Below are 16,970 nucleotides of genomic sequence, written 5' to 3' on the forward strand. Positions count from 1 at the left end.
AAGTTTATTAATAAATTATATTCAAAATAAATATACATATTTCGATAAAAAAATATTTGTTTTAATTAAAAATTTAATTTTTAGGAACTAAAAAATTACTACTTTAATATAATATACAGTAATTATTAAAAATGATAATGTAAAATTAAAAATATTCTTTGCAAGGAGGTAAACATGTCACTAACACCACGTTTTAAGGCAATAGATAAAGCTATTTTAGTGGGTACAGGAAACAGTTTAGTTGTATGTGGTAGTAGTACAGCTTTAACAGTAAGTACATCTGATTTAATTATGCCTAATGGAACAACAACAAGAGATTGGACTAAAGCAGGAAGTTCTGCAAATTTAAATATATTATCAAACAGTAAAGTATTATATGCAGAGCTTGTTTGGTATTCTACAGTTACTAGTAGTGTATCAGGAGCACAAAGTGTTAGCAGTATTCAAGATAACGCAATAACTTTTACAACTCCACAAGGAATATATTCCATAATACCTGAGTATATGGATACTTATAATGGGCCAACAGGAAATGTTGATAGATACAGAGCTGCAGATGTAACAACATATGTTCAGGCAGCACTATCAGGAAGTTATACAGTATCAAATGTACCAATAAGTGTACCCTCTACAGGTCTAAGTAATACAAGAGCAGGATGGACATTAACAGTAATATATAGAAATGATTTATTTAAACCTCAAATGATTCTTTATAACTCTGGTATATCAGTAGCAACTACTAATACACCATTACAAATGACAATGTCTGGATATACAACTAGTACAGATCCATCAATGTTAAAAGGCAATATGTTTATTGCTTGTGCAAATGGTTCTCCACTTGATGGAAATGAATATGTAGAAGTGGGACCATCTTTTGCTCAATTAAGTAATGTTGGTAACTCAGTTTTTTCACCAAATACTAATCCTGGGACATCACCAAACAATCCAGAAAATAATTTCTTTAGTGGAGTAATAAATGTAGCAGACCCTACAAGCTCTAGTAATGGTTTACTAAATATTTCAGGAACTAATGCAACTAATAACAATGATGGGTTTGTACCTACACAACTTGTAGGAGCAAGAAATAAATGGGATATTGTAGATGTAGATATTTCAAATACATTAATTACAAATCAATCATTATTAGCTACTCAAATAACTGAAAGTGTATCTGGAGATGGAGTACAAATAGTAGCTTTTGGTACTCAAGTATTTGCTCAAGCACCTGATATTACAGCCTATTTGGAGCTATATGATATAGATGGTGATGGAGAATATAACACTGAGGTTGGAGAACAATTAGTATTTTCAGTTCAAATAAAAAATAATGGAAGTATTATTGCTAACAATGTTATATTATCTACAACTTTAGACCCATCAGTTAGCTTTGTTCAAAACTCAGTTATAGTAAACAATCAAACTATTCAAGGTGGAGATATTACAAAAGGTGTAAATATAGGAAGTATTCCAGCTTATGGGACTGCCAATGTTAATTTTACAGTTAAATCAAATTCATTGCCTACAACACCAGGCAATTTGATATATGATACTGTAAATTATAGTTACCAATTTACATCAGGTCAAAATACTATTACAAACAATGCAAATACAAATACTGTTCAAATAATGGTTCAAGAAGCTCTTTTAAATATATCAAAATCAGCTTCAGCAAGTACTGCAAATATTGGAGATACTGTAACATATACAATAAATATAACTAATACAGGTAACATAGTTGCAACAAATATATTATTCCAAGATAAAATTAATCGATATTCTTCCTTTATTACTGGAAGTGTAACAATAGATGGTACAACAGATATAACAGATGACCCAACAGTAGGTATATCTTTACAAGATTTAGCGCCAGGAAGTAGCACACAAATATTATTTCAATCAAAAATAAATTCATTACCACCATCAACAAATATAGATAATTCTTCATGTGTAAGTTTTGGGTATAGGTATAATCAATATGGTTATATAAGAGAAAAGACTATATTTAGTAATCATACTAGTATACAAGTGGGATATGTAAATGTAATAGGCGAAAGGTGTAATAATAATAATTATCCTAATATTGGCGATACAGTAACTTATACTTTAAGCTTAAGTAATGTAGGAAATCAACCAGCTTCTAAATTTCAAATATCTGAGCCAACAATACCTGGAACTACATTTGTAAGTGACAGCGTTCAAATAAATGGAGTAGCTCAATCAGGGTTAAATCCTTTTACTGGATTTGTATTACCAAATCCTATAAATTCTCAAGCAACTACAAATATTAGCTATCAAGTTAAAGTAACACAACTTAATCCAGCAAATACAATACAAAATATAGCTCAAGTTCCATTTAAGTATCAAATAACACCTACATCTAGTGTGGTAACTACAGAGCAAGATTCTAATATAGTTGATACTATAGCTAATTATGTATGTATGAATATTGTTGAAAGTGTGGATAAAGACTATGCAATAATAGGTGATACATTATATTACACTGTAAATATTACTAATAATGGTAATATTAATGCAACTAGTACTATGTTTTTATCAAATATTCAATCAGGCACAACTCTTATACCTGGAACAGTTACAATTAATGGTGTGTCATATTCATCATATAATCCAAATCAAGGATTTCTTCTTGGAACAATATGTGCAAGTGATACTATAGAAGTAACATACCAAGTTAAGGTTAATTCAGTTCCTACTCCAAACATTGTATATAATCAAAGTGATTTAGTATATAGTTATCAACCAGACCCTAACAATAGTGAACTAAAGGGATCTATATATAGTAATACTGTACAAACAACAGTAAATCAAGTGGCTTATACAATTACAAAAACTGTAAATAAACACTACGCTCAGCTAGGGGATTCATTGGTTTATACAACGACTATTCAAAATACAGGAACAGTATCTTTAACAAATGTTGTATTCGCAGACTATATAGGTGTTTACATGAACTTATATCCAGAGACTGTATATATTAATGGAGTAAATTATCCATCATATAATCCTACTCAATCATTCCCTGTAGGAGATATTCATCCTGGTGATACTGTAATAGTTGTATTTGCGACTACAATAGTTGTAAATCCACCTGTTGGATATATACCAAACTATTCAGAAGCGGTAATAAACTATCAGGTAAATCCAACTTCGCCAGAAGTTACTAAGACTATATACTCTAATACAGTTGTAACCTATGATCCTGTAGGTTCACTAAGCTTAACAAAGAGTGTAGATAAAGCATATGCAACAGTAGGAGATACCTTAACTTACTCATTTACAGCTACAAATAATGGTACTGCTATTATATCTAATGCAACCTTTACAGATACTCTTCAACAAGAAGCAACTTTAGTAGCAGGTAGTGTAGTAGTGAATGGAGTATCAAAATCAAATTATGATCCAACACAAGGTTTCTCATTAGGGGTTATGAATGTTGGGCAAACAATAACTATTAGTTTCAAAGTGACTGTAAATAATACACCTTCACCAAATGTTATAAAAAACAGTGCAATAGCATCTTATAGTTATTATATAGATCCATCACAACAACCAGTAACTAACAATATAACAAGTAATACTGTTACTACAACAATCAATTCTTATTCAGCAACAATAACAAAAATAGTAGATAAATCTTATGCAATGCTAGGAAATACATTAACTTATACTGTTACAGCAAATAATACAGGGACAGTACCTTTAACAAATGTTAACTTGGTAGATATTATTGAAAATGGATCTACATTTGTACCTGGTTCAGTTACAGTAAATGGTGTAAGTACAGGATATTCAAATGTTAATCCTAACAATGGATTTACTATACCTAATATAAGCCCAGGTGGTAGAACTATTGTAACTTTCCAAGCTACAATAACTAGTATTCCAACACCACCACAAATAAACAATACTGCTAGTATGAACTTCCAATACCAATTAAGTCCTACAGGTCAATATATTAGTGGAAGTTTAACAAGTAATACAGTTACTACAAATATTGTAACTATGTCTGTTACTAATACAAAGACTGCAGATAAAAGTTATGCAACCTTAAATGATACAATAACTTATACTTCAGTAATAACTAATAATGGTAATGAAAGTATTGCAAATACAACGTTCTTAGATGTAATGCCAAGTAATACAACTTTTGTAATAGGCTCAGTTATGATAGGCTCAACAGCACAATCATCTTATGACCCAAGTAAAGGGTTTTCATTAGGAACTATTGCAGCTGGAGAATCTGTAACTATAAGTTTCCAAGTAAAAGTAGCTAGTGTACCAAGTAGTGGATATATTACCAATACTTCAAATCTAAACTATCAATACACTGTTGGAACGGAGAGTATATCTTCTAATACGACAAGTAATGCTACTATAACTTATATTAACTATGGAAATATGGCTGTTACTAAATCAGCAGATAGAACTATTATAAAATTAAATAACATAATAACTTATACTGTAGTAATAGCTAATGTTGGAAACACAGTATTAAAGAATATTAACTTTACAGATATCATTCAAGTGGAATCATCTTTTGTTTCAGGCTCTGTATATATAAATGGAACTAACATGTCAAGCTATAATCCAAATATAGGATTTAGCTTAAATGATATACAAGTAGGACAACAAACTACAGTAAGGTTTGAGGTAACTGCCAATTCAATACCAACAAATAATGAATTGTTAAATACAGCCACAATAGATTATTCTTACTATGTTAATCCTACTGGTAGTGCAATAAATACAAGTGCAAGTTCTAATACGACTACTATTTATGTTTATGATACTATAATATCAGCAGATAAATCTGTAGATAAATCAATAGCTAAAATAGGAGATACTTTAAACTTTAGTATAACTATTACTAATGATGGTAATGTCAATGCAACAAATGTACAGTTCTTGGATATCTTGGACTCTAATATTAAGTTAGTAGCAAACTCAGTTTATATAGGTACTACTCAACAAACTGGCGCTGACCCAAGTCAAGGGTTCTCTCTACCAAACATTGTTCCAGGAACACCTGTAACAGTTAGTTTCCAAGCAATTGTACAGACTAGACCGACAGGCAATATTATCTACAACCATGCTACAATAACTTATGATTACACAAGTGGAGAAACTTATACTGGTATTCAAATTAAAACTAATACTACACAAACTTATGTTGCAGTAGGTGAATTAACTCTTACAAAATCAGTTAATAAAACTTATGCAACTGAACCAGATAGCTTAACTTATACAGTAATAGTTAAAAATACAGGCTCTGTAAACGCTACAAGTTTAAACTTTAAGGACTTAGCACCAGCATCAACAGTATTTAATATAAATTCTGTGGTAGTAGATGGGACACCACAATTAAGCTATGACCCTACAGTAGGATTTAGCTTAACTGATTTAGCGCCTAATCAATATCATACAGTAACATTTAGTGTTAATATAACTTCTATACCTACAAGTGGAGAAGTAGATAATACAGCTTCTACAACTTTTAATTATCAGTTAACACCATCAGATAATCAACAAACAATGACTGCTACTTCTAATACGGTTAAAACATATATACAATTAGGAGTATTAACACTTACTAAATCAGTAGATAAGACATATGCAACTATAGGAGATACATTAAACTATTCAATAACAATCAATAACACAGGTAATGCAAACTGTACTAATATACTATTTAAAGATATTATACAATCAAATGCTCAGCTTATAAGTGGCTCAGTAGTAGTAAATGGAATCTCTCAACCTAATGCTGATACAAATGTAGGATTTAATATACCAGATATTGCTGGATACTCAAGTGCAACAGTAACTTTTTCAGTAAAAGTTAGTACAATGCCATCTACTGATAATATCTACAACACAGCTACAGCAAATTATGGATACTATATAAATCCATCTAATCCACTAGTTACAGTTCAAAGTACAAGTAATACTGTGTCTACAACAATAAATGTAGGTTCATTATCAGTTACTAAGAATGTAAATAAAGCATATGCTACTATAGGGGATACAGTGACTTATACAGTTACTATTGTAAATACAGGTAATGTAGTAGCTAACAATGTTAACTTTAGAGATGTGATACCAAGTGGATTAACTTTTATTACTAACTCAGTAAGTATAAATGGAATGTCATACTCTGGTTATGACCCATATGCTAGTTTTACATTAGGAAATATTGCTCCTGGTGCTACAGTGGTAGTAAGCTTTAATACTACAGTGACATTATTACCAAATCCATCATTGATTAGCAATATAGCAAATGTTACTTTTTCATATTTAATAAATCCATCAGAATCATATATATACTCTCAAGTTAGCTCTAATACTGTATCTACTCAAATAAATGTAGGATTAATAACTCTAACAAAGAGCGTAGATAAGTCATATGCAACTATGGGTAATGTCTTAACATATACAGTAGTTGTAGCTAATACTGGAAATGTTGATGCTAAAAATGTAAATTTCCTTGATAACTTACAATCAGATGTAACTTTTAATAGTGGAACAGTAACTATAGGAGGAGCACCTTATACAAACTATGACCCAACTCAAGGGTTTACTTTGGGTACGATACCAACACTACAATCAGTTACAGTACAATTTACAGTAACTGTAATAAATAATCCGACTCACGATTCTGTAATAAACTATGCTATAGGAACATTTAACTATTATGTAAATCCAAATGGATCTCTTTATAGTAGTTCTTATCAGTCTAATACTACAAGTACAATAATAGTTCAGCCTAGTTTAACTTTAACTAAGAGTGTAGATAAGTTATATGTAACTTTAAACAATACATTAAATTATAGTGTATTAGTTAAAAATACAGGAAATACACCTATATCTAATATATTATTTACAGATTTCTTATCAAATGGAGCAACATTTGCAAATGGAACTGTAATAATAGATGGTATAAGTTATGCAAACTATAATCCAATAGGAGGATTTACTTTACCAAATAATTTAGTAGCTGGGAATACCTCTTTGGTTCAATTCCAAGTTACAGTAAATAGCACATTACCAACACCACCAATAGTTACCAACTACGCGACATCAAGTGGAAGTTATAATATAGGCTCAACTCCATATCAAATATCAGCAACATCAAATACTGTAACCACTAATATTAACTTGGGGCAATTAACAAATACTAAGACAGTTGATAAGATGTATGCTAAGGTGGGAGATACAATAACGTATACCTCAACTATAGTAAATAGTGGTAATGTTATTTCAAATAATCTACAATTCTTAGATATATTACAATCATCATTAACTTTTGTTACACAAACTGTAACAATAAATGGAGTAACTTATCCATCACTAGACCCAACCGTTGGATTTACTTTACCAAATCTGGCTCCAGGTCAAACCGTAATTGTAGGATTTAGTGCTAAGATAAACACTTTACCAACACCATCATATATAACTAACACTTCACAAGTTCAATTTAGTTACTATATATATCCTAATGGGACACCATTAACTTACACTCAACATAGTAATACAGTAACAACCAATGTAGTATTAGGTAAGATAAATGCAGTGAAAATGGTAGATAAATCAATTGCAACAATTGGAGATATACTAACTTATACAGTAACTTTGACAAATGTAGGTAATGTTATAGATAGTAATGTAATGTTCCAAGATACTCCTTCAACTGGTGTAACATTTAATGAAGGAAGTGTAGTTATAAATGGAGTAACAAATTCATCAGCAGACCCAACAAAAGGATTTAGCCTTGGAAGTATTGGAATAGGTAATGTTGTTACAGTGGTATTTACAGTAATAGTAACTTCAGTTCCTTCTACTAACCAAGTAATAAATCAAGCTGTAATACCATTCCAGTATGTTATTGATCCAAAACAATCATCATACAGTGATACAGCTTATTCTAATGTTGTAGCTACTAATATTGCATATGGCAGTTTAAGTGTAAATAAGTCAGTAGATAAGAAATATGCAACAATAGGAGATATAATAACTTATACTGTTAAAATAGTTAATAATGGTAATATTAATGCTACTAATGTAGTATTTCTAGATCCAACGCCAGCTAACTCAGTATTTGTTTTAGGATCAGTAACTATAAATGGAGTAGGAGATAAAACTCTTAACCCATCAGCTGGATTTAACTTAAATATTATGGTTCCTGGCCAAATAATAACGGTTATTTACCAAGTTCAAGTTGTAAATTTATGTTAGTGAAATAAAATAGATTATTTTAGCCCCTTAAAGATAAATCTTTGAGGGGCTATTGAGTATATTAGATGGTTATGAGGTAGCACCCTTTTCTAGTACGATAGCCCCTTTTTTAGACATATATCATTCTAAAAACTAAGGATATAGCAAGATATAATAAAATAAATTATATATATGGGGAGGATATTGGTGTTAAAAATAGAATAGTATTATAGGTATAGTTTTTATAACTTTGTATACATAATATACAAAACAACTTGTTTGAGAAAGGGGATATTATGTAATTGTAGATTATGTAGATTTAAATTATTTATTTTTGTTTTAGCAAATTCTATGAATAGAAGGGGTTTGATTATGGATACTAAAAAAGAAAATAATTATGAAAATTATATTTGTGTGGGTTCATCAAATGTATCAAATGCGATGAAAATGTATTTAAAGGAAATTGAGGAATACAAAATGTTGTCAGCAGGAGAAGAGGTAGAGCTGGCTAAGGAAATAATCAACTCATCTTCAGTAGCAAAGGAAAAGTTTATAAATTCAAATTATAGGTTGGTAGTGAGTATAGCAAAAAGATATAAAAGAGACAGTATTGATATGTTAGACTTAATTCAAGCAGGAAATATAGGACTTATAAAAGCAGTAGAGAAGTACGATTATAAAAAGGGATACAAATTTAGCACTTATGCAACTTGGTGGATAAAACAAAGCATAACAAGATATATTGACGATTGCGAAAATACTATTAGAATACCTATACATCTTCATCAAAGAATAAATTTTGTAAAGAAAAAGAAACAAGAACTTTTAAATGTATTATTAAGAGAACCAACTGTAGAGGAGATTGCAGATGCATGTGGTCTTGAAGTTGATAAAGTATTGGAATTATTAAGAAGAGATAAAAATGTTGTATCTTTGGATACTCCATTAAAAGAGGATGAAGATAGTAGTTTAGTTGAATTTATACCATCAGATGCTGATTTTAAGGATGTTGTGATACGAGAAGTTGAACAACATAATTTAAAAGAAAAAATAGAAGAATTGCTTACAGGTCTTGGAGAACAAGAACAACAAGTTTTAAGAATGAGGTTTGGGATTGATGATGATGACCCTAAGACATTAGAACAGATTGGTAAGGTATTTGGAGTTACTAGAGAGCGAATAAGACAAATAGAAGCTAAAGCAATAAGAAAGTTAAGACATCCAAGTAAGTTAAAACAATTAAAGCATTTTTATTAATATTTTTAAAGAGAATATAAAAAAGTAGGAGAAAGACTCTCCTGCTTTTATTTTTTTATAGAAGATAGTAGTTATAAATAGTAACTATTTTCATTTTTTATTTTTGTAAATGAATAGTTATTTAGTAAAAGTGATTAAAATTTTTCAAAATAGATAAAATATGTTAAAATATAACTTAAAAAAGATGATAAAAATGATTATATCTTTTCCTTATGTGGAGATTATTAGGTTATAAGAAATTAATAAGATGAAATTTAGAGATATAACCAATATAAGTGTTTTTGTTTTACCAGGATTAGAAAATGATAACTCCATTTCTGTGGATTCAATTAAATTTATACTATTAGACTTAAATTACAAATGTAGAAAATGTTGTAGAAATAAAAATATAAAGACAGTGTTATTTACGATATATTAAAAAATAAACACTGTTATTATCCTTGTAAAATGTGGGAATAATAGATTAAATTGTATGTAATAGGCTATCTTTACTGAATTAAAAGAAGTGGGTTAGAAGTGGAGTGATAAAATGAGCAAGGTGGCGAAAGCGACTTTTTATTTGATGATAGTTACTGTAATCTCTAAGATTCTTGGAATGGGTAGAGAATTAGTGCTATCATCAATTTATGGTACAGGCTTATATACAGAAAGTTATTTAACAGCTATGAATATACCAAATATTATATTTGCAGCAATTGGCACTGCTATAGTTACTACTTTTATTCCTATGTATCAAGAAATAAGTAGTAAACAAGGTGAAAAGCAAGCACTAAAGTTTTTAAATAATGTTTTAAATATAATAGTTGGTATATGCATAATTGTTGCTATATTAGGTATTATTTTCTCAAAGCAACTTGTAAGCATATTTGCTATAGGATTTGAAGGAGAGAGATTTTTACTTACTGTAAAATTTACTAAAATATTGATAACAGGAATAATATTTATAGGTATTACTAGTGTTATGTCAGCATTTTTACAAATTAAAGAAAACTTTATCGTAGTTGGATTTGGGAGTATACCTTATAATATAGTAATAATTATTTCAATAATGTTAAGTACAGTATTGGGACCATACATACTTCCAATTGGTGCTGTGATTGCTATGGTAGTTCAGCTACTTTTTTACATGTTTTTTGTTAAAAAAACGAACTACAAATATTTATACTATCTAAATTTTAAAGATGATAGCCTTATTAAATTACTGTCATTACTTTCACCAGTATTTATAGGTGTTGCTGTTAATCAAGTGAATTCATTGGTGGATACAACGTTAGCCTCTACACTAGTTAAAGGTAGTATTCCTGCACTTACTTATGCAGATAGATTAAATGGTTTTGTTACAGGGACATTTACAGCTTCAATAGTATCTGTTATGTATCCGATGTTATCAAAGTTAAGTGCAGAAAATAATCAAAAGAAATTTACAAGCTCGGTTAAATCTAGTATAAATATGATAATAATCTCTATGATTCCCATTTCAGTTGCATCCATTTTCTTTGCAACTCCTGTTGTTAGAATCATTTTTGAGAGAGGGGCTTTTGATGCTAGAGCAACTCAAATGACAGCTACTGCCCTAACCTTTTATGCAGTTGGTATGACCGCATTTGGTTTAAGAGATATTTTAGGGAAAGTATTTTATTCATTACAAGACACAAAAACACCTATGGTAAATGGGATTATATCTGTATGTGTAAATATAGTGCTAGATTTGATTTTAATAAGACCAATGGCTCATGGTGGTCTTGCACTTGCAACTAGTTCATCATCAATCGCATGTATATTATTACTTTTTTGGAATTTAAAAAGAAAGGTTGGGTATTTTGGTCAAGATAAAATAATAAAAGGAACTTTGAAATCTTTAGTTGCATCTTTTATTATGGCTATTTTATCATACTTTACTTATAAATTTGTATTTGGGATTTTGGGATTAGGTACATTTAATGAATTTATATCATTAACTATTTCAGTTTTAGTTGGAGGAGGAGTTTACACATTATTAATGACTATTTTTAAAGTTGAAGAAGTCGACATGATACTAAATATCGCAAAAAGAAAACTGCATTTAAAAAGGTAGTTTAATTATATTAATCACACATTTAGGAGGATTTTATGAAACATATACTAAAAACGGTAGACCATACCATTTTAAAAGCGACTACTACATGGGAAGATATTAAAATTTTATGTGATGAAGCTGTAAATATGAATGTAGCATCAGTTTGTATACCACCTTCATATGTAAAAAGAGCTACAGAATATCTAAATGGGAAAATGAAAGTATGTACAGTAATAGGATTCCCTCTGGGATATCAAACTACTGCTACAAAAGTATTTGAAGCAAAAGATGCTATTGAAAATGGAGCAGATGAAGTTGACATGGTTGTAAACATTTCAGATATAAAAAATAAAGATTATAATAATATAGAAAATGAGATAAAAGAAATAAAAAAAGTTATTGGAGAGAACATCTTAAAAGTTATTATAGAGACATGTTATTTAGATAAAAATGAAAAAATAAAGATGTGTGAGATAGTGACAATATCAGGTGCAGATTTCATAAAAACATCTACTGGAATGGGAACAGATGGAGCTACTTTAGAGGATATAAAACTTATGAAAGAACATGTTGGAAAAAATGTAAAGATAAAAGCTGCTGGAGGAGTTAAATCAATTTCTGATGCAGAAAAATTTATAGAAGCAGGAGCTGAAAGGTTAGGAACTAGCTCGATATGTAAGATATTAAAGAATGAGAATATAACAGAGTATTAAAGCTTTGAATTTATTGATAACTAGTAATGATTAAAATTTAATTATGAATATACTAAATAAAAAACAGAGGAAATTTTTCCTCTGTTTTTTATTTAGTATTGACAGATAATCTTTTTCAAGATAATATAAGTTATATAGTTAGTTACTTGAGTAATTAACTAATAAAGAAAGGAGGAACCTATGAAATTAGTATTAAACAATGAAGAACCTATATTTATTCAGATAGCACAAACAATTGAAGATGAGATATTATCAAATGGGATAAAAGAAGAAGAACAGGTTCCATCAACAACAGAGCTTTCAAAGCTTTATAAAATTAATCCAGCTACAGTGTTAAAGGGAATAAATATACTGGTTGACAAGAATATTCTATATAAAAAGAGAGGTATAGGGATGTTTGTATCAGAGGGTGCAAAAACTATTATAAAAGAAGCTAGAAAGGAAAATTTTAAACATAACTTCATAAAAAATCTACTTCAAGAAGCTGACAAATTAGAAATAAATAGAGAAGAATTGGTTGATATTATAATCAATTTCAAGGAGGATATAAGATATGAATAGTTCTATTAAAATAAAAAATTTATCTCATAGTTTTAAAAAACAAAAAGTTTTTAGTAATATGTCTATAAATTTTGAAACAAATAAGATATATGGTTTATTAGGTAAAAATGGAGCTGGAAAAACAACACTGTTAAACATAATAGTAAATCAGTTAGTTCAAAATGAAGGTGAGATAGAAATATTAGGAAAGAACTTAAAAGAAGATATAGAAGTATTGGAAGAAGTTTGTATTGTGAGAGAAAAAGAATTTTATAGTCCAGATTTTAAAGTAAGTCAGATATTTGAGTATTCTTCTAATTTTTATAAAAATTATGATAAAGGATTAGAAGAAGAATTATGTAAGTATTTTGATTTAAATACTAAAAAAAAGTATAAACAATTGTCACGAGGAATGAAAACTATACTTTCAAATATAATAGGGGTTTGCTCTAATTCACCTATAACTATATTTGACGAGCCAACAATAGGTCTAGATGCAGTAAACAGACAGGAATTTTATAACATAATTTTAGATAATTATATAAAAAATCCAAGAACGATAATAATATCAACTCATTTGATTGATGAAATAGATGACTTATTGGAACATGTAATAATATTAAATGAGGGTAAAATTATTATAGATGAAGAAATTGATGTTATAAAACAAAAAGCTCATTATATTACTGGAAACAAAGAGGAATTAGAAAAATTAGAAGCTATAAGAAATATAAAACCTAAAAAGACATTTGGGAATACAGTTGCTTATTTTTACTATGGCGATTTCAATGAAAATGATGAAAAGGCGATTAGAAATTCAAATATCGATGTAGGATACATAGGATTACAAGACATGTTTGTTAACATGACTAAAAAGGAGGGCTTATAAGTGAATGAATTAAAACCATATATAAAATTTTTTAATAAAAATACTAAGCTATATATAATTACATTTGTAATTATGGGAATTGTTATGAGTATTTTGCCAGTAGTTACTCTTAAGGTTTTTGGTGAGGTATCTAAAGATAATCTATATACAGCTGTGAATCCTATTTCAACATATCTGACTATACTGATATTTGTGTATAGTATAAATATGGTAAATAGAGATTTTTCAGGCGCTTTAAGTATAAGAGCAAATAGAAAAAGTTGTATAAAAGCTATTGTGCTGAATTTAATTATTTTAAGCTTTATAATTTCTATTGTAGGTATGGTTTTGATTTTTTTATCAAAGTTATTTATAGAGATTATAACAGGTTATAGTGTAGACCTGTCAGTTATACTAAGAAAAGATATGATTTGGACATCTATATCTGCACTAATAGAGCCAACAACATCAAGTGTGCCACTAACTTATTTAAACTATTTTGTACAAATATGTATAAATGAAATATGTATAGGTTTTATAGGAGCATTATTAGGTGCTTTTACGTATAGAGTTAGAAAAGCTAGCAGTGTTGCTATATTGATAGGATTACCTGTACTAATCATAATTTATATAGTTAATTTTGCAACTAAAAATATTAACAAGATACTTATGTATTTAGAAAAGATTATTTATTCATTTCAGAATCCTTTTATTTTATTAGGAACAAAAGTAGGAATTATAGTTATTTGTATAATATTTATAATTTTATTGCTTAGAAAGGCGCCAATTAAAGATTATGCAAATGACTTATTATAAATAAATTAAAACCTGCCCTAAAATCAAATTTATAAATTTGTATTTTAAGGTAGGTTCATTTATTTTAATAAGTATATATTATTAATAGTTATATCTACTTTTATATTTTTTTATAAGTGGAATAGATATAAATATGGTTAGAATTTCAGCAAATGGGACAGTAAGCCATAATCCAGTTAAGTTCAACATAGGAGGAAGAATTACGATTCCTATGATTATAAAAACAAAGGCACGACTAAAAGATATAATAGCTGAAATTTTTCCATTGTGAAATGCTGTAAAAAAACCTGACGCAAATATATTTATACCAACAAATAAAAAAGCAAAGGCAAATATTTTTAATCCGTGTAAAGCTAAGTCAAATACTTCGTTACTTGGACTTACAAAAACTTTAACAATAAGTGGTGCGAAAACTAAAGCAACAATAAACACTAAAATAGATGAAATAAATATGAATTTTAAAGAATGTTTAAATGTTTCTTTTAATTTATCACTATTTTCAGCACCAAAATTATAACTTATCAATGGAGATACTCCAGCAGCAAATCCTAGATAAACTGATGTCATTAAAAAATGAGCATACAAGACTATAGTAAGAGCTGCAAGTCCATTTTCTCCTGCTATTCTTAAGGCAACTATGTTAAATAAGAAGGTTGTAATTCCTGTAGATAACTCTGTAACCATTTCAGAAGAACCATTTATCATAGTATCTCTTATAAGTCTAAAATGAGTTTTTGGCTTTCTCAGTTTTAGTGTAGACTTACTTGATAAGAAGTAAATAATACCTAAAATGCAAGTAAAAATAATACCTATAGCAGTTGCAACTGCAGCGCCTAAAAGGCCCATTCCAAAACATTTGATAAATACATAGTCTAATATTATATTTGTTACACCACCAATGACTGATAGAAATAAACTAAATTTGGAGTTTCCATCAGTTCTTATAAAGTATTCAAATATAAACTTTAAAATATAAAATGGTGTACATAAAATCATAACTTTACCATAAGTTATGCAATAGGGTAGTAATTTATCTGTTGCTCCAAGCAAAATAGATATTTCTTTTACAAAAAAATAAGAGATTACTGTGAATAAAACCCCAACAATCAATGAAAACAAAACTATAAAAGAAAATGTAGAGTTGGCCTCATCTTGTCTATTTTCGCCCATACGTATAGAAACTATAGCTCCTCCTCCAGTTGCCATCATTATTCCAAACCCACAAACAAGGTTGATTATAGGTAGTACAATATTTATACTAGCAAGAGCATCTGAACCAACTAATGTTGATACGAAGATACCATCTATTATTGTGTATAAAGATATAAATATCATGGATATAATTGCAGGAGAAACAAATTTTAGAAATTCAAAAGTAGTGAATTTTCTTGTAAATAAATTTTCCATAAATTTTACCTCCTTTTATTACTCTCTATATATAATAAGCTATATAGTAACTATATAGTCAAGAAAAACTTTGTTTATACGATAAGTGGCTTTAAATCAACGAAGAGCTATATAGAAATGAATTTGTATTTGACAATTGATGAACTTGTATTAATAAGAATAACTATACTATATTAATAAAACTCAATTATGAAAGATATTGATTTTGCAAATAAAAAAGAACTTAATATTATATTAGAGATTGTAAAATTTAGAGATAATTATAAAAACCAAATTCTTTGCTAGCTTCTTGTGGTAGAATGAAAGTTTTATGAAAGAATTTTATTCTACCACTTATATGAGTAAGTTATTTAATTTAGTTCTTTATAGAGTTGATTAAATATATGTATATTTTATAGACCCAGATTTTCTCCTACCAATATTACCTTTATTTTGTTTGCTGGACGACTTATTCTTGTAGTTACCATATATGCACAACAACTTTCAGGGCTTGTACAATCCATACAACTTCCATTGATATAACAAGGAGTGTTTACATCTTGAAAACGTTGTACAACTGCTGGAGCAGCAATTGTTCTAGCTCTTTGAACTGCATCATCAATATTTTTAACAACTTTATTCATACCAGCTACAACTATAACACTTTTTGGACCATATATCATTGCGGCTACACGATTTCCGTTTCCATCAATATTGAAGAGTTGTCCATCTTCACTAATTGCATTACTACTCATCAAAAAAGTATCACATAGAAGTGCTTGACGCATAATTTCTATTCTTTCTTCTGGAGTCTTTGCTAAATCTCTATCGATGACTTTGAATCCTTTGTCTCTAATAGCAGTTTGTACTCCCATTTCTTTAAGTGTTTCAGAGCCTCCCCATGATACTACATGATTTTGAGGAATCAAATCTAAAATTTGTTGTAAAGCATCATTCTTAGTTTTACAGTAATAAGCATCAAAATAACGTTTTTTAAGAGATTTAATGATATTTGGTCCTAACTTATCATATCGTTTTTCCAATGGTGTTTGTCTTATCATACTAAAATCACTCCCATATTTAAATTTTAAGATTATAA

Annotated in this window: 9 protein-coding genes; 7 read left to right on the forward strand and 2 right to left on the reverse strand. The window is 28.8% G+C overall.

The window, feature by feature from the left end; all coding sequences use genetic code 11:
* The first annotated feature begins 174 nt into the window (after positions 1-174).
* The 7 genes from ACTG46_RS08100 to ACTG46_RS08130 all read left to right on the forward strand — a co-directional run bounded on the left by ACTG46_RS08100 (position 175) and on the right by ACTG46_RS08130 (position 14,485).
* Positions 175-8,256 carry a DUF7507 domain-containing protein gene (locus ACTG46_RS08100; protein WP_479923911.1) on the forward strand — a complete coding sequence of 2,694 codons (8,082 nt, stop codon included), beginning with the start codon at positions 175-177 and terminating at the stop codon, positions 8,254-8,256.
* Positions 8,257-8,607: 351 nt separating this feature from the next.
* Positions 8,608-9,492: a sigma-70 family RNA polymerase sigma factor gene (locus tag ACTG46_RS08105; protein ID WP_021384276.1), complete on the forward strand. Its 885-nt coding sequence runs from the start codon at positions 8,608-8,610 to the stop codon at positions 9,490-9,492.
* Positions 9,493-10,021: 529 nt separating this feature from the next.
* Entirely contained in the window at positions 10,022-11,566 is a 1,545-nt protein-coding gene (gene murJ, locus ACTG46_RS08110; RefSeq protein ID WP_479923912.1) for a murein biosynthesis integral membrane protein MurJ, read from the forward strand.
* Between the two features lie 35 nt (positions 11,567-11,601).
* Positions 11,602-12,261 (forward strand): deoxyribose-phosphate aldolase, encoded by a 660-nt coding sequence (gene deoC / locus ACTG46_RS08115; RefSeq protein ID WP_054269993.1) that lies wholly within the window; start codon positions 11,602-11,604, stop codon positions 12,259-12,261.
* A 180-nt stretch (positions 12,262-12,441) separates the two neighbouring features.
* Positions 12,442-12,822: a GntR family transcriptional regulator gene (locus tag ACTG46_RS08120; RefSeq protein WP_479923913.1), complete on the forward strand. Its 381-nt coding sequence runs from the start codon at positions 12,442-12,444 to the stop codon at positions 12,820-12,822.
* Positions 12,815-13,690 (forward strand): ATP-binding cassette domain-containing protein, encoded by an 876-nt coding sequence (locus ACTG46_RS08125; RefSeq protein ID WP_407814404.1) that lies wholly within the window; start codon positions 12,815-12,817, stop codon positions 13,688-13,690. The genes ACTG46_RS08120 and ACTG46_RS08125 overlap by 8 nt, the downstream gene beginning before the upstream one ends.
* Positions 13,691-14,485, forward strand: a complete 795-nt coding sequence (locus ACTG46_RS08130; protein ID WP_074178992.1) for an ABC transporter permease — start codon at positions 13,691-13,693, stop codon at positions 14,483-14,485. It abuts the gene before it with no gap.
* Between the two features lie 81 nt (positions 14,486-14,566).
* Here the strand turns inward: ACTG46_RS08130 and ACTG46_RS08135 are convergent, their stop codons facing one another.
* Entirely contained in the window at positions 14,567-15,892 is a 1,326-nt protein-coding gene (locus ACTG46_RS08135) for an MATE family efflux transporter (RefSeq protein ID WP_407814405.1), read from the reverse strand.
* Positions 15,893-16,284: 392 nt separating this feature from the next.
* A complete protein-coding gene (locus ACTG46_RS08140) occupies positions 16,285-16,932 on the reverse strand; it encodes a lactate utilization protein (protein ID WP_407814406.1) in 648 nt (215 codons plus the stop codon).
* Between the last annotated feature and the right edge of the window lie 38 nt (positions 16,933-16,970).

This window comes from Clostridioides sp. LIBA-7678 (assembly GCF_056716065.1).